The sequence below is a fragment of the uncultured Marivirga sp. genome, assembly GCF_963974845.1.
Classification (GTDB): Bacteria; Bacteroidota; Bacteroidia; order Cytophagales; family Cyclobacteriaceae; genus Marivirga; species Marivirga harenae.
In genome coordinates, this window is the sequence record NZ_CAXBEQ010000001.1 from 642,483 (window position 1) to 663,922 (window position 21,440).

20 protein-coding genes and 1 tRNA gene are annotated in these 21,440 nt (G+C 36.8%); 8 read left to right on the forward strand and 13 right to left on the reverse strand.

The genetic code is table 11. The annotated features are described in order from the left end of the window. Positions 1-17: 17 nt before the first annotated feature. The 6 genes from AAC601_RS02835 to AAC601_RS02860 form a co-directional block, all read right to left on the reverse strand. Positions 18-1,364 (reverse strand): NAD(P)/FAD-dependent oxidoreductase, encoded by a 1,347-nt coding sequence (locus AAC601_RS02835; RefSeq protein WP_340152424.1) that lies wholly within the window; start codon positions 1,362-1,364, stop codon positions 18-20. Positions 1,365-1,366: 2 nt separating this feature from the next. After that, the gene (gene merTP, locus AAC601_RS02840) at positions 1,367-1,999 is read right to left on the reverse strand and encodes a mercuric transport protein MerTP (protein ID WP_303270341.1); all 633 of its coding nucleotides are present in this window, start codon (positions 1,997-1,999) and stop codon (positions 1,367-1,369) included. Further along, the gene (locus AAC601_RS02845) at positions 1,996-2,373 is read right to left on the reverse strand and encodes a metalloregulator ArsR/SmtB family transcription factor (RefSeq protein WP_041650451.1); all 378 of its coding nucleotides are present in this window, start codon (positions 2,371-2,373) and stop codon (positions 1,996-1,998) included. The genes merTP and AAC601_RS02845 overlap by 4 nt, the downstream gene beginning before the upstream one ends. A 542-nt stretch (positions 2,374-2,915) precedes the next feature. Further along, a complete protein-coding gene (locus AAC601_RS02850; RefSeq protein ID WP_340152425.1) occupies positions 2,916-3,839 on the reverse strand; it encodes a hypothetical protein in 924 nt (307 codons plus the stop codon). 20 nt (positions 3,840-3,859) lie between these two features. Continuing rightward, complete coding sequence (locus tag AAC601_RS02855; RefSeq protein WP_013453363.1) at positions 3,860-4,897, reverse strand: virulence RhuM family protein; 1,038 nt, start codon at positions 4,895-4,897, stop codon at positions 3,860-3,862. A 2-nt stretch (positions 4,898-4,899) separates the two neighbouring features. After that, on the reverse strand, positions 4,900-5,061 hold the full coding sequence (locus AAC601_RS02860; RefSeq protein ID WP_176223776.1) for a hypothetical protein: 162 nt from the start codon (positions 5,059-5,061) through the stop codon (positions 4,900-4,902). A 258-nt stretch (positions 5,062-5,319) separates the two neighbouring features. Between AAC601_RS02860 and AAC601_RS02865 the strand changes: the two genes are divergently transcribed. Next, entirely contained in the window at positions 5,320-6,003 is a 684-nt protein-coding gene (locus AAC601_RS02865; protein ID WP_340152426.1) for a hypothetical protein, read from the forward strand. 62 nt (positions 6,004-6,065) lie between these two features. On the opposite strand, the gene AAC601_RS02870 is transcribed toward AAC601_RS02865, so the two are convergent. Continuing rightward, complete coding sequence (locus AAC601_RS02870) at positions 6,066-6,533, reverse strand: DUF1905 domain-containing protein (RefSeq protein WP_340152427.1); 468 nt, start codon at positions 6,531-6,533, stop codon at positions 6,066-6,068. A 489-nt stretch (positions 6,534-7,022) separates the two neighbouring features. Between AAC601_RS02870 and AAC601_RS02875 the strand changes: the two genes are divergently transcribed. The 7 genes from AAC601_RS02875 (at position 7,023) to AAC601_RS02905 (ending at position 16,041) form a co-directional block, all read left to right on the forward strand. Then, on the forward strand, positions 7,023-7,370 hold the full coding sequence (locus AAC601_RS02875; protein WP_340152428.1) for a DUF6660 family protein: 348 nt from the start codon (positions 7,023-7,025) through the stop codon (positions 7,368-7,370). A 296-nt stretch (positions 7,371-7,666) separates the two neighbouring features. Next, positions 7,667-12,073 carry a CusA/CzcA family heavy metal efflux RND transporter gene (locus tag AAC601_RS02880; RefSeq protein ID WP_340152429.1) on the forward strand — a complete coding sequence of 1,469 codons (4,407 nt, stop codon included), beginning with the start codon at positions 7,667-7,669 and terminating at the stop codon, positions 12,071-12,073. A 27-nt stretch (positions 12,074-12,100) separates the two neighbouring features. Further along, complete coding sequence (locus tag AAC601_RS02885; RefSeq protein ID WP_340152430.1) at positions 12,101-13,300, forward strand: efflux RND transporter periplasmic adaptor subunit; 1,200 nt, start codon at positions 12,101-12,103, stop codon at positions 13,298-13,300. Between the two features lie 58 nt (positions 13,301-13,358). Next, positions 13,359-14,150: a cation transporter gene (locus AAC601_RS02890; protein ID WP_340152431.1), complete on the forward strand. Its 792-nt coding sequence runs from the start codon at positions 13,359-13,361 to the stop codon at positions 14,148-14,150. 2 nt (positions 14,151-14,152) lie between these two features. Next, entirely contained in the window at positions 14,153-15,040 is an 888-nt protein-coding gene (locus AAC601_RS02895; RefSeq protein WP_340152432.1) for a cation diffusion facilitator family transporter, read from the forward strand. After that, positions 15,030-15,470 carry a transcriptional repressor gene (locus tag AAC601_RS02900; RefSeq protein ID WP_013453354.1) on the forward strand — a complete coding sequence of 147 codons (441 nt, stop codon included), beginning with the start codon at positions 15,030-15,032 and terminating at the stop codon, positions 15,468-15,470. The genes AAC601_RS02895 and AAC601_RS02900 overlap by 11 nt, the downstream gene beginning before the upstream one ends. 187 nt (positions 15,471-15,657) lie before the next feature. Beyond that, positions 15,658-16,041, forward strand: a complete 384-nt coding sequence (locus AAC601_RS02905; RefSeq protein ID WP_340152433.1) for a DUF3703 domain-containing protein — start codon at positions 15,658-15,660, stop codon at positions 16,039-16,041. Positions 16,042-16,100: 59 nt separating this feature from the next. Here the strand turns inward: AAC601_RS02905 and AAC601_RS02910 are convergent, their stop codons facing one another. The 6 genes from AAC601_RS02910 to AAC601_RS02935 form a co-directional block, all read right to left on the reverse strand. After that, positions 16,101-16,751 carry an AAA family ATPase gene (locus AAC601_RS02910; RefSeq protein ID WP_340152434.1) on the reverse strand — a complete coding sequence of 217 codons (651 nt, stop codon included), beginning with the start codon at positions 16,749-16,751 and terminating at the stop codon, positions 16,101-16,103. 412 nt (positions 16,752-17,163) lie between these two features. Further along, a complete protein-coding gene (locus AAC601_RS02915) occupies positions 17,164-18,033 on the reverse strand; it encodes a hypothetical protein (RefSeq protein ID WP_340152435.1) in 870 nt (289 codons plus the stop codon). Continuing rightward, positions 18,033-18,302: a helix-turn-helix domain-containing protein gene (locus AAC601_RS02920; RefSeq protein ID WP_340152436.1), complete on the reverse strand. Its 270-nt coding sequence runs from the start codon at positions 18,300-18,302 to the stop codon at positions 18,033-18,035. Before AAC601_RS02920 ends, AAC601_RS02915 begins: the two co-directional genes overlap by 1 nt. Before the next feature lie 138 nt (positions 18,303-18,440). After that, positions 18,441-19,652, reverse strand: coding sequence for a hypothetical protein (locus tag AAC601_RS02925; RefSeq protein WP_085517218.1), 1,212 nt, complete (start codon positions 19,650-19,652; stop codon positions 18,441-18,443). Between the two features lie 198 nt (positions 19,653-19,850). After that, a complete protein-coding gene (locus AAC601_RS02930; RefSeq protein ID WP_340152437.1) occupies positions 19,851-21,104 on the reverse strand; it encodes a site-specific integrase in 1,254 nt (417 codons plus the stop codon). 233 nt (positions 21,105-21,337) lie between these two features. After that, a tRNA-Ile gene (locus tag AAC601_RS02935) sits at positions 21,338-21,411 on the reverse strand. Positions 21,412-21,440: the final 29 nt, after the last annotated feature.

A 21,440-nucleotide genomic window follows, 5' to 3' on the forward strand; every position in this document is an offset into this window, starting at 1 on the left:
TTTTATGATTTTAATATTTAGACCATGTACACTATATCTGAACTTGCTGAGGGATAGGTAAGGATCATGGTTTTTATGTCTTTTGAAGTCAGGCCTCCTTTAATGGCCATGGCAAAAAGATTAATAACTTCTTCTGCATGTGGCCCGATAAGATGTGCACCTAAAATTTTACCGCTGTCTTTTTCTATAAGTGTTTTATAAGCATAGGTCTTTTCATTGAGCCTTTTGGCTGTAAACCAATTAGGAACACTATTCTTTTTAACAATGATATTCAATCCCATTTGGTTGGCCTCCTCTTCAGATAGTCCTACTGATGCAATTGCTGGTGAGGTAAAAACCACAGTTGGTATAGCACTGTAATCAGGCTTTTTGCTGTTTTCTTTTAAAATGTTGGACGCCACAATATGACCCTCCATTACGGCCACAGGAGTAAGAGGCTTGCCATCTGTAGCAGCTGCATCTCCGGCAACATATACATTTGGGTTTGATGTACTTTGCAGATATTCGTTTGCGACTATTCCTTTTTGAGTGGACTTCACATTGCCCTTATCTAAATCAAGGTCAAAAATAGCAGGCAGCCTTCCTGCTGAATTTATTACCACTTCAGCTTCCCAGTTCTTTTCATTACCATCAGGATTAGCAATGACTTTATATCCAGCTTCCGATTTTTCGATTTTGCTGACCTCTGTGTTCAGTATTAACTCTATATCTAATTCTTCCGTGGCTTTAGTAATTTGGTCCACAATAAAAGGATCAAAATTCTCCAGAGGTCTTTCTCCTCGGTGAATAATAGTCACTTTACTGCCATAGCGAGCAGCCATGTGGGCGAATTCAAAAGCTATATAGCCGCCACCTATAAATATGAGGGATTTGGGGAGGTTTTCGAAATTTAAAAAGTCGGTACTTGTGAGTGCCAGGTCTCCACCGGGAAAATCAAGCTTGCGGGCTTTCGCTCCTGTGGCAATCACAATCTTAGTTGCTTCTATCATCTCATCACCTACCTTTAGTTGATTTTCTATTATGAAGCGGGCAGAAGTATGAAAGGTATCAATCCCATTTTTCTCATAGCCTTTTTCTAATTTAGTAGGCATAATTTCCACAAATCCCTGTTTGCTTTTCATGGCGTCTTTCCAAGAAATTTGAGGAATATCAGAGATATCCTTATCCGCCAGATTAGAGGCGAGATGCTTTAATTCCGTAGCTGCCAGCATAATTTTCTTGGGATCGCAACCCCTCAAAGCGCAAGTACCTCCATAAGGCAGTTCATCTGTTATGCCTACTTTCAATCCTTTTGACGCACAGCGATTGGCGATATTCATCCCTGCCATGCCAGAGCCAATTACAAATAAATCGTATTTCTTCATAATTATTTCTGACTGATTACTTTATAGCCTGTGCCGTTTATGGCTGCCTTAATTTCTTCACTAGTTACTTTTGATTGATCATATTTTACCATAGCATCAGCATCTTCGTAACTCGCATCTACTTCCACTATACCGTTTAGTTTATTAACATCATTCTCTACATGCGAAGCACAGCCATTACAGGTCATCCCCTTGATTTCGAAAGTGGTAGTTTGCAGATTATCAGTTTCTACCACAATAGTCTGTTTTTGATCTTGTGAAGGATAAAACATATCAGCATACAGAGGAAAAGCCATCATCACCACCGCAAAAACCGTTACAATTCCCAGAAACTTCTTGCTTTGCCAAAAATTGGGTTTTTCGTCCTCTTCACAAGCACAAGCTATTTCCTCTTCCGTTCTGGGTTTCAATTTTTGATACCAGGCAAAAGCTAAAACCAGTATGGTCACTGCTATTAGATATGGTCTCAAAGGATCTAACCACGAAAATGTGGAAGCAATCCCAGATGCACCTGAAACCAGGGCTAAAACCGGGGTGATACAGCATATTGATGCTGCAATTGCAGATACTAATCCTGCCCCTAAAAGTTTTTTGTTATTATTGGATTCAATATTTGAGTTTTCCTGCGTAGTCATATCATTTCTTTTTTGTCACCAACTGTGATTTCCTGAAACAAGGGTTTTAGAAGCTCTAAATGTTCTTCATTAATTGCATAAAAAATGGTTTGACCGCTTCGTTTTCCTGTGATGATATTCCGGTCTTTCATTTTTCGGATGTGCTGAGATATTGCAGGAATACTCATTCCCAAAATATCGGAAAGATCACAGGGGCATAATTGGCCTTCTTGTTCTAAAAGGTAAAGTATTTTCAGTCTGACCTCATTACCGGCTAAATTCAGGATGCTACTCAGCTTACCGAATGATTCTTTGTTTTCTTCGAGATTTTCTTTGCATTGCTGAATTTGTACTTCATCAGCCAATACCCTTATACATGATTGATTTTTATCCATGGTTACTTTATTTGTACTTCCATAACGCATGCAAGTTAATGAAGTTCATTATTTAAGCAAATACTTAAATACAGTATTTTGATATAAGGCATATTGTAGCTATTCAATATTATTGACCGAATTAAGGTAGTTTGGGCACAATCACCACGCTTGCCAAGGGAGGGAATTGAGTTGATTTCTGCATCAATTTAATGATAGAACGCTTTAGTGATTTTATGCAAAAAGTATTGAAAAGTGATAATGAATGCATAAAAATACTATTTAAAATTGATGGTGTTCCATTGTTAGTTCTATCTCAAAAAGCCCCTTCCTTAATCCTTCCCCAAAAGGTAAGGAGATTGAAAGGCTGGTGCGTTTGATTTAATTTTTTACCACCCTGGGTAATTTACAGGTTTTTGAAATGATGGGCACAAGCGGACAAGGTTGCCTTCTTGACTAAACTGTGCTTAACGGTAAACGTGGAATTTAGATTATACTATTTTGAATAGGTAACCGGTACTAGTTGGGAGCTTCAGTTTGTTTTTTACTTTGAACTTGATAAATCATAAGTTCTCACTGCCTTTTGATAATAAGTATTTAAAATCTTTATTTGGTAAGATTTTAGAAACTATGAAAGAAGCTGTTTCCTTATTGATGATTTCTGATAAGGTGAGATCAAATATTTTTCCTTTCACCAATTGCTTCCAATTTTTCTGGTTTAAGGTCTTACTTAGTGCATTGAGTTCTTCTAATTCATTAAATAGTATTTCTTGACCAAGGCCCAGTATTTTGAGTTCTTTTATTACTTCATCAATGGAATTTTTACTTTGCTTAACTGTTTTTCTTTCTCTGGATCGTTGCCATCTACCTAGTTGCAATTCTCCTTTAATGGTAATTTGGTATGATTTATAATCGTTTGTTATGAAAGAAGACTTTAAAAGCTCTTGAATAATTTCTTTTAATTCATCATCACCTCTAGGGAGAGTAATTCCATTTCCTGCTAAAATCCACTGGACAGAATTTAGATTATTTCCTTTTAGATTATTTAATTTGAAAAGTATCAGATAAAGAATATCTTCAATATTAGGGTTTTCAATGTCAATTAAAGGCTCTCTTTTCAGAATGACATCTAAGTGAGGAAGTATCGATGAGAATTGATCTAAAAATTCTATCCTGTTATTTAAGGTTCTATTGATGTTATTACATTTATCTTGAAAAGTATCTTCTTTGCCTATATAGTGCCACCCTATAAATTTGTCAATGCCATAAGATTCATAATTATTCCATAACCAACTATCCGGATCAGAAAATGATTTGGTAAAAATAGTCTGCAATTGTTCATCTAAAGTATTTCTTTTCTCGATAGCATTTCTTAATCCCCGGTCACTTCTAATTTCCTTTTTGTATAACTCCTTTAAATGGTCAATCACAGGTGCTATTGATTCATTGAAATCTTGAAGGGATGATTTGATTCGAATATTTTGCATTTCCTCAGGTGTTTTACATGCTATTTATTCCGTTTTTTGGTGATGCGTTTTACCTCTTTATCGAAGTCAGATTCGAAATTTTTATCTTGGTCTACTCTGAATTTCTGGTATTCTTTTTCTGCTAGTTGTTTGGCTATCTGTGCTGAGATTTTACCGGCATCCTTTAAAACTTTGTAATCATTAAATTGTAAAAAGCCATCCAGTTTGCTTATCCAATCGCTCATTTTCATAGGGTTTTGTCTTTCTGCCTGAAGCTCAGCAAAATCTAAATACATGGTGACTATACGGTTGAGGTCTTTGAGTTCTTTTTCTTCTAAGTAATTCTTGGCTACTACTATATCGGTTTTAAGTACTTTTCCTTTTGGTGCGCTTTTCCAGGTGGTTAAGCCCATATGCGGTTTTTTAGCATCCGCTCTTTCTTTAATGATTTCAGCTGCGGTATGACCCGTAATAGCCCAATGGAGTTTGTTTTGCACTGTTTTGAAGAATGTCTGCGAGATTTCTGCTTTAGGATCGTAATCAATGCTACATTGAGCATAGATATCGGTGATTTTTTGGTAGAATCTTCTTTCACTTGCTCGAATCTCCCGAATCCGTTCTAGCAGCTCATCGAAGTAATCTTTACCAAATTGGGCAGAACCTTGTTTTAAACGTTCGTCATCCATAGCAAAGCCTTTGATAATGAATTCACGTAAAACTTTGGTTGCCCAAATACGGAATTGTGTACCACGCTGTGACTTTACTCGGTAACCCACAGAAATGATGACATCCAAGTTATAGTACCTTACGGTGTTTTCTTGTGTTTTCCCTTTGATAGCGCCATGCGGACTGGTAGTTCGGAAATCCCGAACTACCACTTTCTCATCCAGTTCACCTTCTTCAAATACATTACTAATATGCTCCGATATTGTAGATTTGGCTTTTTCGAATAGCTCTTGCATACCTTTTTGGGTAAGCCAAACGGTTTCATCTTGTAATAAGACATCTACCTTTACTTCTCCCGCCTGAGAAACGTAGAGGAGGAATTCACTTTGGTTTGGGTTAAGGTTGTTGCTCATTTTTAATTTAATTCAAGGTCTTTCGTTTGGTCGTTAATCCAAGCTGAGGCTGCATTTTCATCTTGTTCTATTGCCATTTCTACTGCTTTTTTAGCTACTTCTAAAAGGTGTTCGAATTGCTTTTTGAGTTTGAAGCTTTCATTGATTTTATCTCTTATTTTCAATTGAGTGTTGGTATTTAAAATTAATTAATATGTCTAAATCCTGTAATTACTGATTTCAAATATATGAATTTTATATGAAGGGTAGACCTTTAGGTTTAGTCTTAATGTTGATAATTGTATAAGTTTGTATGATTCAATAAAGTATTAAAACTAACTCGATTCATTTTCGAAAATCAAGAGAGCAAATCAGCACAATATGACTTTGGTTCAGCACTGAATGATAAACTCTATGAGAATTTAAAGAGAGGTCCAGGCTTTATGGAAAGGATAAAACCTTTGATTGCCCAAGGAGCTGATATTAATGCCCGGAATGCAGATAAGGAAACTATTTTTCAGGCTACTGCGAGCTACTATAGTAAATTGGATCATGATGTAATACGCTATTTAGTGAATGAAGCGGGAGCGGATATTAATACCCATGATGATGAGTATGTTATCAGTTTGTATTCCCTGGCATTAAGTGAAGATCCTGAGCGATTGAAATTATTTCTAGAATTGGGTGCCAATCCTAATACCATTACACCAGAGACTTTCGAGACTGTTTTAGATGATATTGAATCACTTCATTATTCGGCTTATGAAGTTTTTGGAGATAAGGACGAATCTTCACTTGAGGCAATTGAAATCTTAAAATCTTATGGAGCTAAAAGTGCTCATGAATTATTTACCACTGATCCAAAGGATTATCTCGCTGTGAATATGTTTTACCCTACATTTTTGGTTTCTAAATATGGACAATTGCATGTGGAGGATTTGACTAGTGATCCTGCTGTTTTAAAAGCGTTTGAGGAGTTAGAAAGGCTCAAAAAACAGTATGAAAATATTGGTGATGATAAAGAGCAATTAGCGTTTTATAAAGGGGTTGTAAGGAATCATGTTCGGAAGATTAACGGGTTATTGGAGGGGTTGGATGTTTTGGAGGAAGTGGAGGTTGTAAAATGAGGGATTATGAATTTGATTTAGGTACTTAAATATCCTATTAAAGGAAATCAAGTGAAGTTTGCTTAATCATTATTTTTGCTTAGTTGGTCAATGTATTTCAAAATTATTTTTACTTGCTTTTCTTCTGATTTCAATGAAATTATTTTACCGATAATTTGATTTCTCTCTTCTTCTGCCAATTTTTTAAATGCTGTCAATACGCCTGAATCTTTGAAAGTTTCTAAAACTTCCTTTTCTGTAATTTGCTCATTGGAAGTTTGTAAATAGAGAGTTACTGTTACCGTGTCGCCACCGCTTTTATTGATTGCTTTTCTAATTGTGCTATTTACAGAAATTAGTTTATCCTGATCTCCTATTTTTGCTAAGTTATGACTCTCTATTTTATAGTCGTCAATTGTTCCTGAAACCTTCATAGAGCCCCACCTCCCCACTATGTGTTTTGTGTTTGGAATTTGAATATGGTAAGTCCAGGCGCCTTTTCCTGGTTGATATTTTAATTCAAGTTTTTCGTCTTTAACTAATTGCTCCATTTTATTGCGATTTATTTTGTAGGCTACTAAGCAAAAGCTAGGTAATTTAAGATGTTATCTGAAAATTACAGGTAATCAACATTAAATCAGACATCATTGTTTTTGCACGCCATTTATTCGTTAGAATTGAAGAATGTTCAAGTTAATGGTACCGATTGAGATGGATTTCGGCTATTGGACTAGCTCGCATCTAATGGCTGGAAATCTATACTTAATCTTTCTCCCGAGGAGGAGACTGAGTAAGGGGTGTGAGTTTATCCCCCACTTTAAGGGATATTTTGAGAATTGATTATAAAGAAGTTAGAGAGCTTGTTCCAGAGGAGATTAAAAGTTCAGTTTAAAATTTACCAATGCGTTTTGTTTCGCAGGAAGCTCGATTAGGAGAAGTTAAATTTTTAATATGTTAAGAGTGATTTATCAAAAACAGCTTTGATTTCTGGTTTACCAATATAGTTGATTTGCCTAGTTGCATAAATGCAATAGCCTTGCATGGATTTAATCTCTACCTTTGCTTTCGTGAAAGTTTTATGCTACATATTGAGTTTTTATTTGATTGCGCTTTGCGGGATACCCTGCTCTGATGCTAAATCAATAAATAATGATCAAGAAATAACTTCTTATCGTGATTTGGCAAATGAAAATCAAAGCCACGAGCATAATCAGGAAGAAGATGCTTGTTCACCGCTCTGTGTATGTCATTGCTGCCATCTCCATTTCTTTCCTATAACAGAAATTCCATTTTCACATCCTGATCTATTATCAGGTTCTTATTCTCTCTATTATCAGGATTTCAGAACTATTGAAATCTTCGACTTCCTAAAACCTCCTCGTCTATAAAGCTTTATTCAACAGGACAGGTGCGCCCTTTTGATAATGATTGGCATTTAGAAATTGCTAAGGAGTACTACTATACTGATTGAATGAGCAATTCCAAGAAGCCTTAACAGCTGGAAGATTCTTTTATTCTTTCAGCCTGAGGAAAATCTAAATGATTCATTAAAAATTGAAGGAAATAAACACCTCATCAAGCTTTAAATAGGTATTGGTGATGTCTATTGAGTTGGTCTCTAAGATGACCATTCAAATTAGATTGTGTCCATTTTCCTCTTTTTAAATAACTAATTAAAAGTCTTATGATTAATAAAATCATTTCTTTTTCTATAAAGAATAAATTTATTGTGGGTCTGCTCACTATGGCACTCATAGGAGTTGGAACATACTCTATGTACACGGTCAATTTGGGTTCTGTACCCGATATTACCAATAATCAGGTGCAAGTGATGACCGTTTCGCCTAATCTAGCCACGGAGGATATAGAACAGTTTGTGACTTACCCTGTGGAATTGGCTATGGGTAACTTGCCGGGAGTCAATGAAATTAGGTCAGTTTCACGGTTTGGCCTCTCGGTTGTAACCATCGTATTTGAGGATGATATGGGTACTTATTTGCCGAGGCAATTAGTACAAGAAAAGCTTAACGACTTACAGGAAACCATCCCTGATAAATTTGGAAGCCCAAGTATGGGGCCGATAACAACAGGCTTGGGTCAAATTTACGAATATACTATTCAGCCTGAGGAGGGCTATGACTCGGTATATTCCCCAATGGAGCTTCGAAGTATACAAGATTGGATCGTAAAACGGCAATTGACCTTACTGAAGGGAGTAGTTGATATTAACTCTTTTGGCGGGTATATCAAGCAATATGAAGTAGCCATTAATCCTGAAAAGCTTAATGCCATGAACGTAAGTATTTCTCAAGTTTATGAGGCACTGGCTAGAAATAATGTTAATACGGGAGGCGCCTACATAGAGAAAAACCACATGTCTAACTTCATACGAGGGGAAGGTTTAATTAGATCATTAGATGATATCCGTAAGATATCGGTGAAGACAGAAAACGGTATTCCTATCACTATTGCGGATATAGCGGAAAAAGTGCATTTCGGAAATCAAGTGCGCTATGGAGCTTTTACCCAGGATGGAAAAGAAGCAGTTGGTGGCATTATCATGATGCTCAAAGGAGCTAACCCAAATAAGGTCATACAGGATGTGAAAGACCGTATGGCAGAAGTGGAAAAATCGCTTCCTGAAGGTTTAAGCATCAATACGATAATTGACAGAAGTGATTTGATTTCAAGAACCACTGATACGGTTAAAACCAATTTGATTGAGGGAGCTTTAATTGTGATTTTTGCCTTGGTATTGCTTTTAGGTAGTTTACGAGGTGGTATTATCACCGCTACTACTATTCCGCTTTCGCTTCTATTTGCTTTTATACTAATGAAGCAATTTGGTGTTTGGGCTAATCTTATGAGTTTAGGAGCCATCGATTTTGGGATTATCATAGATGGAGCTGTCATCATTATTGAAGGAACTGTTTATGAAGTACAAAAGCGGATTAGGTCTGGTAAAGTAAAATTTAATCAGGGCGTGATGGATGATTTGGCTTATGATGCAGGTAGCACTATGATGGGTTCCGCATTTTTTGGTCAAATCATTATATTGATTGTTTTTGCTCCTATTTTATTTCTCACAGGAGTAGAAGGTAAAATGTTTCAGCCCATGGCTTACACCTTTGGCTTCGCCATGATAGGGGCTATTCTCCTATGCTTGACTTACGTTCCGATGATGTCGGCCTTACTGATGAAGCCCATTCAAAATAAAAAGAATTGGTTTGGCAGATTTGAGCGAGGCTTAGAAAAGGTGAGCGATAAAATCATAAGCGCCATTCATAATGCTTACCTCCCTTTATTGAATGGAGCTTTACGCTTCAAAATGCTGGTTATCATCTTTGCCATTGCTTTACTGGGGGTGGCAGGTTATACATTTTCCAAAATGGGAGGCGAATTTGTACCTCAGTTGGATGAAGGGGATATTGCCATGCAAGCATTAGTTCGCCCTGGGAGTTCGCTTAGTGAATCGAAGAAGGTTTCGATTAAAATAGAGCAACTATTGCTCGAAAATTTCCCTGAGATTAAAACTGTTACTGCTCGCATTGGTGTGGCAGATATACCAACAGACCCCATGCCAATGGACATAGCCGATATGTATTTAATATTGGAAAAAGATAAAGATCAATGGGTTTCCGCTAAGACAAAAAATGAATTGATAGCGAAAATCAAGGAAAAGCTCGAAACGCATCTTACGGGTGTGAATTTTGTTTTTACACAGCCGGTAGAGCTGCGATTCAACGAATTACTAGAGGGGGTACGGGAAGATATTGCCGTTAAATTATATGGTGATGATTTAGATATTCTTGCTAAGAAGGTACAGGAAATGGCTGAAATTATTGAGACTGTGCCGGGTGCTGGAGATGTTAATCCTGAACGGACATCAGGCTTACCTCAAATGACAGTGCGCTATAATCGCGATAAGATTGCGCAATATGGATTGGACATTCAAAAGCTGAATGAATATGTAAGCTCAGCCTTTGCTGGAGGAGTAGCGGGGGTGATTTTTGAAGGAGAAAAGCGTTTCGATTTGGTCATTCGATTTGATGAAGCCTACAGGCAAAGTATAGAGGATTTACAGACCCTGTATATAGATTTGCCAGACGGTACGCAAGTACCCATTAAAGAGGTAGCAGACATTAGTTATGTGCCAGGACCCATGCAGATTTCACGCGATGACACTTATAGGAGAACTTATGTGGGCGTCAATACAAGAGGCAGAGATGTTGAATCTGTAGTGAAAGACATTCAAGCTAAGCTGGATGCCGAGCTTGACTTACCTCCCGGGTATTATATAAGCTATGGCGGTGAATTTGAAAATCTGGAGCGGGCAAAAAGTCGTTTGATGATTGTTGTACCCATAGCACTCTTCTTAATATTTGTACTGTTATACTTTGCCTTAAAATCCTTCTCGCAATCCATTATGATTTATATCGCTATTCCACTAGCTGCAATTGGGGGTGTTTTTGCTCTTTGGCTGCGAGATATGCCCTTCAGTATTTCAGCAGGGGTAGGCTTTATCGTACTATTTGGGGTAGCCGTTTTGAATGGGTTGGTATTAATCAATCGGTTCAATTCATTGAAAGAAGAAGGTGTTACAAGTATTAGAGAACGAATTTTAACAGGAACCAAAGAACGAATCAGACCAATTATGCTTACTGCAACAACCGATATTTTTGGATTTTTACCGATGGCATTTTCTGCCTCCGCAGGAGCTGAAGTACAGCGGCCTTTGGCCACAGTAGTCATTGGAGGGATGCTTACTGCCACGATGCTTACGCTGGTAGTATTGCCAGTGCTTTACACTTTTGTTGAAGGAAGAATTGACAGGAGAAAAGGACTAAGATCACCAAGTGTCAATGTTATTATTATACTTATCATTTGTGGAGGATTATTTGGTTTGTCAAGCTCAGGCCATGCACAAGGTGTTCAGCAAGATTCGTTTAATGAAATCACTTTAGATGAGGCTAAGAAAAAGGCGGTCGAGAATTATCCTAAAATCAAATCGGCAAAACTGGAAATTGAAAAGCAACTAGTACTAAAGAAAACAGCTTGGGATTTGGGGAATACTCAGATTTTCACAGGAAGAGAAGAAGCGGGCAATGGTTCTAATGGAGTGTACACAAGCATTGGCTTTCAACAGCAAAATATTGATGTTTTTGGTGTCGCCTCTAAGCGAAACCTTCAAAAGGAACAGGTGGTATTAGCAGAAAAAGCACTTGGGCTATCCATTATTGAGCTGGAGCGCGAAGTAAGTACTGCCTGGGGAATGCTTTATGTAGCAAAAAATAAGTTTGAAGTTTACGATAAACTTGATTCTGTTTTTAGGGATATAGAGAGAGCAGCTAAAATCAGATTGGAAACAGAAGCTACTTCTAAGTTAGAATTTTTAGCAACAGCCAATCAAGCCAACAAAGTACATATTGAAAGAGAGCAAGCCTACAGAGACTACCTAAGTGCCCTGCAACGACTGAATCTGTGGTTTGCTAATGATAGCTTATTCACCGTAGCAGATATTCCATCAGAACAATTAGATGATCCGCTAAATTTTGTGGCAGATTCTCTAAGAAGTCATCCATTATTGGATATTTCGGCACAAGAAGTTGAAGTGGCAGATGCCATCATAAGGGAGAGGCGGTCACAGTTTCTGCCGAAGTTGCAAGGGCAATATGGCAGACAGGAAATTGCAGGCCAGTCTGGGTTTTATACCTATCAGATAGGTATAAAAATTCCTTTATTTTTTGCACCTGAACTAGGTAGGTCGCAGTCTGCTAAAATTCAAAAGGATATTGCAAAGCAAAATTACCGGCAGGCTGAGTTGGAATTGAATAATGAATATAATCGTGTTCGATCGCAATACCTGAAGTGGTATAATTCATGGAATTATTATAATGAGGAAGCATTGCCTCTTGCTACTGAACAGCGAAAAGGTGCTATTGCAGCCTACAGAGAGGGAGCTATTGACTATGTTTCTTTTCTACAAAATATAAAAGACGCGATAAGTATAGAAGTGGATTCATGGAATGCTTTCGGTAAATACCTGGAGAGTCGCTATCAATTAGAATATTATTTAAAAACATCAAAATAAGTCATCGGATTTATAAAACATAAAGCAATGAAAAATCAAATTATATATATTCTGGTATTCTTTTTTGGAACAATAATTTCAGGTTGTGACAATAAATCAGCCGAAAATAAGCTAACGGAAAAAACAGAAGAAGAATCGGAGCATAAAGAAGAAGGAATGGGAGTTTTACACCTCTCCCATCTTAAGTTTGAAAGCCTAGGCATAAAGGTAGATTCCTTGCCGAGTCGTAGCCTATCTGGAATTGTGGAGGCTAATGGTCAACTAGAAGTGCCCCCACAGCATGAAGCTACCGTTACTGGTATTTTAGGAGCCAATGTGACTAGTATAAAGGTAATTGAAGGAGATAAGGTGAGAAAGGGTGAAGTATTGGCTTTCTTGTCGCACCCTAATCTTGCCAATCTTCAAAGTAATTACATCCAAGCTTATAGTCAATTCCAGTATCTTGAAAAAGAGATGCAAAGACAAAAGCGCCTTTATGAGGAGGAAGTAGGCTCAGGAAAGGATTATCAGCAGACCTTGGCTAATTATCAAGCTGTGAAAGGAGAAATAAAGGGCTATGAAGCTCAATTAAAGCAATTGAGTTTAAATATAGAAAGCATAAAGGAGGGTGAGATTTATCAATATGTACCCGTTATAAGTCCAATAAATGGATACATAGAAAAAGTAAAAGTTCAGATAGGGCAATATGTTGAGCCTCAAACTGAAATGTTCATGATTGTAAATACAGAACATGTTCATGCGGATTTGATGGTGTTTGAAAAAGATGTTCATAAGGTAGAAGTCGGTCAAGAAATTAAATTCTCAGTGGCTACAGTGCCGGGCTCGAATTTATCGGCTAAAATATATTCTGTGGGTAAGAAGTTTGAGCAGAATCCTAAAGCGGTACATGTTCATGCAGAAATAGAGCAGAAAAAGAATTTCTTAATTCCTGGAATGTATATTAATGCAAAAATTGAGACTAGTAAAGAAAAGGTAATGGCATTACCAGAGGAGGCCATTATAGAAGAAGAAGGAAAGCCCTATATTTTCCTTGCTGAAAAACTTCAAAAAGATGGTGAAACAGAATGGGCCTTTCAAGCAGTGGAAATACGAACTGGTATGAAGGCTGATGGATGGGTTGAGATAAAACTTCTTGAGTCACTTCCAGCAGGGGCGTTAGTCGCATGGAGTGATGCTTACTATTTGATTTCAGAGATGAATAAAAGTAAGGCTTCTCATGGACATTAGATTGAATTTCAAAATTTTCAGAACATGCGGTTTTGTATCAGTTAATATTTAACAAAATATGAATAAGAGCACTTTTAAAATACATAAAATGGATTGCGCCTCTGAGGAACAGATGATTCGAATGAAACTAGAAAGTTTAGAAGAGGTTAAGCAGCTTGAATTTGATATTCCCCATCGACAATTGCAGGTATATCATAGTGCTGAAATTGATGGCATTCAAAACGCCCTAGCCGAACTTCAACTGAATGAAAAATTAGTAAACACCCAAGAAGCAGACTTGCCAGAAATTGTTGATCATCGGCAGCAGAGAAAAGTACTTTGGTGGGTGTTAGGAATAAATGTAGTCTTTTTTGTAATTGAGATGACTACAGGCTGGATTTCAAGCTCTATGGGCTTAGTTGCTGATTCCTTGGACATGCTAGCAGACTCTATTGTTTATGGGCTTAGTTTATTGGCAGTTGGTGCTGCTGTTGCTAGGAAAAAGAAAGTGGCAAAAATAAGTGGCTATTTTCAAATGGGCTTGGCTCTTTTAGGTTTTTTGGAGGTATTGAGAAGATTTTTTACTGAAAGTGGAACACCTTTGTTTCACTGGATGATTATAATTTCAATCCTAGCCCTAGCAGGAAATTTAGTGACACTTTGGCTAATCAATAAAGCAAAAAGTAATGAGGCTCACATGCAAGCGAGTAGCATTTTTACCTCTAATGATATAATTGTGAATGGCGGTGTGATTTTGGCGGGTGTACTGGTGTATTTATTAGAGAGTAAATGGCCAGATTTAGTAATTGGTGGAATAGTTTTCACCTTTGTGATTCGAGGCGCAATAAGAATCTTAAATCTTTCAAAATAATTATGGGAAATAATAACGAACATTCACATGATCATTCTGAAGGCAATGTAAAAGTAGCCTTCTTCCTCAACCTCGCATTTACGATAATTGAAATTATTGGTGGGCTGTACACCAATAGTTTGGCTATTTTATCTGATGCCTTACATGATTTGGGAGATAGCTTGAGCTTGGGCCTATCCTGGTATTTTCAAAAATTGTCCAAAAAAGGCAGAACAAAGACCTTTTCGTTTGGATATAAACGATTTTCCCTATTAGGTGCTATCATAAATTCCATAGTATTAGTGGCAGGCTCTATGTTTATCTTAACTAAGGCAATTCCCGGTCTTTTCAATCCTGAAGAAACCAATGTAGAAGGAATGCTGTACCTTTCTATACTGGGCATTATCGTGAATGGAGCAGCTGTCTTTAAACTGAGAAAGGGTGAATCTCTGAATGAAAAAGTAGTCTCATTGCACCTACTGGAGGATGTATTAGGATGGGTTGCCGTGTTTATAGGAAGTATTATCATGATGTATTTTGATGCTCCATTTATTGACCCATTACTTTCTGTATTAATATCCTTATTCGTGCTATACAATGTCTATAAGAATCTAAAAAAGAGTTTGCTCGTTGTAATGCAAGGAATTCCTTCTGATGTATCAATTGATAAAATACGGAAGAAATTGGAAGTGATTGATGAGATTAAAGATGTGCACGATTGCCATGTGTGGTCTTTGGACGGAAATTATCATATTATGAGTATTCACATAAGATTGAAAGAAGATTTTAGATTATCGGAGCTTTCAGAGATCAAGAAAAAAGCTCGTAATGAATTAAAGGATGAATCTGTTAATCATATTACGATTGAAACTGAAAGCATGGAGGAAAATTGTGAGTTAGATGATTGTTAAAGATCAAGAAATGAAAATAAGGGAACTTGAAAAGAATTTACAAGAAAAGAATATTAGACCAACGGCTATGCGTCTGTTGGTATTAGAAGCCTTGCTAGATCAAGAAATTGCCATTAGTTTGACTGATTTGGAAAAGGAGGTTGAAAAATCTGATAGAGTGACCTTATTTCGCACGCTTAAAACATTTCAGGAAAATGGGCTAGTCCATAGCATTGATGATGGTACAGGTGCACCCAAATATGCATTATGTGAAGATGGTTGCAAATGTGAATTAGAGCGAGACTTGCATGTCCATTTTCATTGCAAGGAATGTAATGAGACCATTTGCCTACCTAAATATAAAATCCCAGAGATTAGTTTACCACAAAAATTCATATCAGAAGAGGCGAATTTGGTAGTAAAGGGTATTTGCGGGAAATGCGCTAGTTGAGTTGTAAATGGATTGTTAATAGTGGGTAAGCTTGAAAAATTTCAAACTTTAATTATACTTTTGGCCGTATGCCTAGACTTGTTCATAGAGCAATTTGAAGAAATAATATAAAGCATTTTTACTTTCTAATAATTGCAATTCTACTGCATTGAATTATCCTGTATTTTCGTTCAAAAAATATTTTGATATGAATTTCAATACATTAATGCCTGAAAGACTCAAAATTTATTACTGCAAAGAATTGGAATTATATAGGGAATACTTAAATAAAAAAGAATTGCCAAAAGCCTGGCAACAGTTAGAACGGGCTCATGTCTTAGGCCAGCCCTATCCTTTTCAACATTCCGAAGTTCATTGGTTGATGTTAAAATTTGGCATAAGAATAAAAAGCACTAAAGAAATTATTGGGCAGATACCTAGATTACTTGTAGGGGGTGTGAAATCTTTTGTGGGAAGGATTCCTGTGGGGAATACAGGGGGAGCTAATGTTCCTCCGTTGCAATCCATGCCAATTGAAAAAGATATTCTTGATATTATTGAAAAATCAAAAATAGAAAGTAAGGCTTCCTAATAATGTCATTGGATTAAATTGATGCTTTAAGGGAGTAGAGATATGTACATTGTTCAATGCTATATTCTTTTGTCTTTTGAATTAAACGAGATGAGATTAAACATTTCTCTCATTCGTGACCTTACTCTGTTTCCATAGAGATTCTCCAATTCATCAGGATTTAAGTTGGTTGTAGCATGTGTAATCATTCCTCTGGTGGTGAAAAGACTGTAGCGGTTGAGCAGGATTTCGGCTATTGTGTTGGTTTCATTTCCAAAATGTTTGATGGTGGATTCTAGGCCTAGATCATCAAGGCAAAGGGTGCGAGGCACCATTTGGTCTTGGTAGCGTTGGAAGTGGGCTTTTGAGTATTTATTGATTAGGGAAAAGCCATGGTCGAGAAATTCGTAAGAAATTTCTCTGGTTGATTTGACCGGGTATTTATGGACTGTGTGGAGGAAGTGGCGGAAGAGCATCATGAGTGTTGTTTTGCCGCAGCCTACCGGTCCGGTTAAAAGAAGACCTTTTCTTATGGAAAGTTTGTATTGTTCACAGAGTTTTTCATCCTCGAAAAAATACGCCAGTATTTTGAAAATGATTTCATAGTCTGCAGGGTAAACTTTAAAATGATCTCCAAATTCTGATTGACCTGCTTTGTGGAGGAATTCAAGGCATTTTTCGAATTGGAATTTTTTGGAGGAGTAGTTCTGAGGTTGTTTAATGTCATTCATTGCAATTAACTTCTAGATTTGCTATTAGTTGAATTCCGTTGCTTAATACTTTTTCTAGCCAAAAAGTATTCAAAAGGCATGGTGAAAAGATGCTACTACGCTTTAGGCCTACTCCAGCCCGCCTTTTCACCAGACCACCCCGCCTAGGGATTGTGCCTATTTGCATATTGCTTGATTTCATAAGCTTTTACTTTATCTACTTGAGTTATTGACCTCATACTTTTTCTTGATAAAAAGTATGGCAAAAATCAAGGCAAAATGATGCTGCCATACGCGAAGCCAGCGCTGGCCCGCCATTTTGCCCTTCCTTCCCGCTTTGGGATTGTGCTAAAAGCTAATTGAGTACTATAGTTTTCCATTTTATCCTTGATTTTGAATGTGATATAGACCTCCTTCGCCAAGGCTACGGTGGTTAAAGTGGTATGTCATAGCTTTTTTGTTCATTGTTGTGGAGTTTGCCGGCTGCGTTTTTTTCTTCTTGGATGTTGTTGAATTTTTTGAAATTCAAGAGCCAGTTACGGACAGCTGCTTTCCAATCTTTCATGGGTGATTTTGAGCCCACTTTCCAGCCTTTGGCGGAATAGTAATTGAAAAACTTTTCAGCCTCCACGGGAGCGAAGCGAACCGGTATTGAATACTCTTCGGTTTGCTGCTCAAAGAACACTCTCAACTCTTTTTTTGATGGTGGTGTGAAACGCGAATCTTTTGGTGATGCGTTTTTGCCAAGATCCGAGACTGGAGCTGAAGCTCTTGAATTTGTGCTGCTTTTAGTTTTTCCTTTTTTTCCTTTTTCTGAATTTTTATTTTTTTCATATATATATTGTTTATTGTTTATATAGTTTGTATTGTTTATGTAAGGGTGCACTACTTGTTCACTACTTGTACCACTTTTGCCCCCAGCTAGTGCAGTACTTGTCCCGATATTGCCCCTAAGGTTGTTCAATACTTGTTCAGTACTTGTACCGAAAATGAACATCTCTATTAGGCTACCTTTCATGGGATTGTGAGATGGAAAATATTTCAGAAAGCCCATTTTGTGGAGGTCTTTCAAGCACTTATGATAGGTGTGTTTTGAGCCTATTTTTGAAACCGTCATAACCTCTTTTCTACTGATGGAAATAGGGTTTTTAAAATGGCTATAATTCCATATCGTAAACAAGCCAATGTAGAGACTAACATGAGAAGGATTCATTTCAGGAGTTTCAGAAATTTTATCCATTGCTGATAGGAACTGGTGAATGAAATTCACCGATTCCTGTGTTGAGTTTTCATGAGTATCCATCAGTTTATTTTGTTTTGTTCCAAAATGCTGTGAATGTCCTGAGAATCGTAGTACAAAACCCCGCCCATTTTGGTAAAGGGCAAGGTGCCGTTTACTCTGAGATTTTGAAGTGTTCCTGGACTAATGCCCAGGAGTTTTCTGACCTCATCGGATTTTAACCATTTTTTGGTTGAAACTCCTTTTTGCTCCGAAAGGAGCTTTCTGAATTCATCCACGAGTTCGAGTTTGAATTCACGTAAGTCGTCTGTTGTAATAACTTCTGCTGCCATAAATTTTAGTTGTTTTTGTTGTCATGGCAAAGCTGCAAAAAGGAGGAATGCGAAAACAGTTGCAAAGGGGTTGTGCAACCCCCTGCAACCCCCTTCAATTTGCTTGAAACAGCGATTTTTATTGAAAAAAAATTGAAATTAATTTAAAGATTTATCTTTTTCGGCTTTTTCTACCAGCGTTTCCATAATTTCCTGAACATTTTCAATGGTGGTATTTTCAGGAGAATAGATTTTGTTTCTTAAGCTTTTGAGTGAGATATCTTTTTGACTACTAGTAGAGAAATTATTAGAAATGAACTCTACTAACTTCGAGGTATTTTCAGGAGCAATAATGTTTGAGTTTGCTAATAATTTCATTAAATAAGCTAATTGACCTACGGATAATTTGCTATAAATCTTGGTGTTTGATACTGGCCTGTTGATCAATGTGTGGTGATGGTTAAATTTAATTGCCAATTGCTTCCTTTCTTTGAAAAAGAATATCTCTTCATTGACCCAATTTATTAGGCTTGCTTTTAGACTTTCTACACCCTGGTTGAATTCGAAATCAGGTTTCACTTGTGATTGATTGATGAGCTTTTTGAACAGCTGCAGAAGCAATAATTGCTCTCTATAAGTAGATTTAGATTGATAGTTTTTCTTTATCCTGAGGCTGATATAGTTGTAAATTGCAAATACATTAAAATTCAAGTAGAGTAAGTTTGAAATAAATTGCTTCTCAAGCCGAATGCCTTTTAAATCTCTTGAAAGAATCGTTTCAATTTCCTCGAGGAAGGTTTTGCAATAAATGAGTTTTCTGTAGGAAGCATTTTTTGGATTGTCAATAAATGTATTGATATGATGATTGATAATCTTAAGGAGCGAGGAATCAATTTTCTTTAGCTTACCTAATTCTTTAACTCTTACTAGTTGATTCCTCAATTGATTCTGCGAATTGATAAAATAGGATGTAGGAATTTGACTATCCTGGCTAAAGTATTTGGTAAAGTGTTTTTCAATGAAAGTCAATAATGCTGTGATACAATCAATAAGTATTAAACCCAGTTGAGAAAGGTAATCTCCATCTTTTAACTGAAGCTCATATTCGATCGATAGGTAACCGACTTGCTGTGAGATATGATTGGAAATTAGGATTAGCTTTTGTTGATAAAGCTGTATTTGACGCTCGATGATCTTATCTTCAATTTCACTGAAGGCTAACATCATAAAGGATTGTTTAATCCTCTCTTCTTCTCTCTCAAGGTCTTCGGCCCATATTCTAAATTCTTCTTCTTTTAGAGGCGGTCTATTGTTTTTTGAATTAAAATATTCATTTACGATATAGTCAAATAACTGTAATTCATACTTCACTTTTCACTAAGGTTTGAGTTTGTAATAATTTTGGTTCAAAAGTGGGGAGCATTGGTTCTATTTTGACTGAAATATTGGTTCGTTTATAATTGTTTATTACTATATCAATATTCATAAATATACTACAGTAGTTAAACAACAATAAAACAAACTAATTAATATTATATTTATTGTGCCCTTAAAGCAAAAAAAGGCAGATCAATCTGCCTTTTTTACTAATTCGTTGTTGCTCAGCCTTTTCTTAAGTGCCGCCATATCAGTACCGATTTTATTCTCTACTACCTTGGCATAAATTTGAGTAGTGGCCAGTTTTGTATGGCCAAGCATCTTGCTCACCGTTTCAATAGGAACGCCATTGGTTAAAGTCACCGTTGTAGCGAAGGTATGACGCGCTATATGAAAGGTTAGCTTTTTCTTGATTTCGCAGATGTCGGCAATCTCCTTTAAATAGGCGTTTGTTTTTTGATTGGAGAACACTGGCAAAAGCTGATTCTCAAACACTCTCGGGTGATTTTCATATTTCTCGATTATCTGTTCTGCCTTAGGCAATAGCATCACTGAGAATGAAGTATTCGTTTTGATACGCTTTAAATGAATCCATCTTTCGCCATCCATGCCTATAGTAATATCATCTGCAGACAAGTGATACAGATCAACATAAGATAAGCCTGTGTAGCAGCTGAAAATGAAAATATCTCGTACCATATCTAAACGACTTAGCGAAAATTCTTTCTCTTCTATGGCCTTCAATTCATTGGCATCCAGGAAGTCTCTTTCAACTTTTTCGAAGTGAGTTTGGTAACTGACGAATGGGTTCTTTTCAATCCAATCGAGCCTTTGAGCCAGTTTTAGTAATTTACGAAACCGAATCATGTGCTTCATAACACCATTATTATTCATTGGCTTTTGATGGTCTTTTGGCTCCCAGTTACGTAGAAAATCCTCAAAATCGATAAGGAATTTATAATCTATCTTCTTCAATGGGATATCTGAAAGCTTGAATTTTGCTTTTAGGAAGCGTTCAAAATATCTTTCTGTTACCCGGTAATGCTTTAAAGTACCCCACTTGAGTTTGTGATTGGCGCTTTCGAAGTGATATTTTGATAAATACAGCAGTGTTATTTCCTTTTCCTCCTCCACATTGAACAGTTTGTTTCGGATTACTTCTGCAGTTATGAATTCTTTCTCAAGAATTAGTTCTTCAAAAATCTTGTGCATTTTATCAATTAACTGGTCAAGAAAGCGATTGAATTTATTTACTTCTGTAACTGAACCATTTAGCCTTTGTTTCTGGACATTCCATTTTTTGAATTCCACTTTTCTGCTCAAGGAGCATTCTACTTTCGAATTGCCAGTTGAAATTCTTAAATACAATGGCGCTAAGCCGTCTTTGATTCGGTGTTTCTTTACGTACAGTAAAGTGCTTAATGAATTGTTTTTTGAATTGCTCATATTACATACTGTTAAAATGGACACTACAGCATGAGCAGAAATAATTACAACAGACAACAAATAGGCCTCTGTGTACTTTAAAAGGCCAAGTGTCCAAAAATATATAATTTTAAAATGGACACCAAATGGACACTTTTTATTTGATATGAATTGGTTTTATCTGAATGAAATAAAACAAAAAAGCCCTAAATCATAAGATTTAAGGCTTTTTGTGTTCAGATAAATTCTGAAAGTGGGCCCACCTGGACTCGAACCAGGGACCACTTGATTATGAGTCAAGTGCTCTAACCAGCTGAGCTATAGGCCCTGAAAATCGACAACCGACTAGCTGTCTGT

Bases quoted from the DNA above. Each gene is read 5' to 3' on its own strand.
- AAC601_RS02900 (WP_013453354.1), top strand. From the start codon at position 15,030: ATGATTGTTAAAGATCAAGAAATGAAAATAAGGGAACTTGAAAAGAAT.
- AAC601_RS02930 (WP_340152437.1), bottom strand. From the start codon at position 21,104: ATGAGCAATTCAAAAAACAATTCATTAAGCACTTTACTGTACGTAAAG.
- AAC601_RS02895 (WP_340152432.1), top strand. From the start codon at position 14,153: ATGGGAAATAATAACGAACATTCACATGATCATTCTGAAGGCAATGTA.
- AAC601_RS02920 (WP_340152436.1), bottom strand. From the start codon at position 18,302: ATGGCAGCAGAAGTTATTACAACAGACGACTTACGTGAATTCAAACTC.
- AAC601_RS02915 (WP_340152435.1), bottom strand. From the start codon at position 18,033: ATGGATACTCATGAAAACTCAACACAGGAATCGGTGAATTTCATTCAC.
- AAC601_RS02845 (WP_041650451.1), bottom strand. From the start codon at position 2,373: ATGGATAAAAATCAATCATGTATAAGGGTATTGGCTGATGAAGTACAA.
- AAC601_RS02865 (WP_340152426.1), top strand. From the start codon at position 5,320: ATGGAAAGGATAAAACCTTTGATTGCCCAAGGAGCTGATATTAATGCC.
- AAC601_RS02835 (WP_340152424.1), bottom strand. From the start codon at position 1,364: ATGAAGAAATACGATTTATTTGTAATTGGCTCTGGCATGGCAGGGATG.
- AAC601_RS02890 (WP_340152431.1), top strand. From the start codon at position 13,359: ATGAATAAGAGCACTTTTAAAATACATAAAATGGATTGCGCCTCTGAG.
- AAC601_RS02870 (WP_340152427.1), bottom strand. From the start codon at position 6,533: ATGGAGCAATTAGTTAAAGACGAAAAACTTGAATTAAAATATCAACCA.
- AAC601_RS02905 (WP_340152433.1), top strand. From the start codon at position 15,658: ATGAATTTCAATACATTAATGCCTGAAAGACTCAAAATTTATTACTGC.
- AAC601_RS02885 (WP_340152430.1), top strand. From the start codon at position 12,101: ATGAAAAATCAAATTATATATATTCTGGTATTCTTTTTTGGAACAATA.
- AAC601_RS02910 (WP_340152434.1), bottom strand. From the start codon at position 16,751: ATGAATGACATTAAACAACCTCAGAACTACTCCTCCAAAAAATTCCAA.
- AAC601_RS02880 (WP_340152429.1), top strand. From the start codon at position 7,667: ATGATTAATAAAATCATTTCTTTTTCTATAAAGAATAAATTTATTGTG.
- AAC601_RS02855 (WP_013453363.1), bottom strand. From the start codon at position 4,897: ATGAGCAACAACCTTAACCCAAACCAAAGTGAATTCCTCCTCTACGTT.
- merTP (WP_303270341.1), bottom strand. From the start codon at position 1,999: ATGACTACGCAGGAAAACTCAAATATTGAATCCAATAATAACAAAAAA.
- AAC601_RS02875 (WP_340152428.1), top strand. From the start codon at position 7,023: ATGGATTTAATCTCTACCTTTGCTTTCGTGAAAGTTTTATGCTACATA.
- AAC601_RS02850 (WP_340152425.1), bottom strand. From the start codon at position 3,839: ATGCAAAATATTCGAATCAAATCATCCCTTCAAGATTTCAATGAATCA.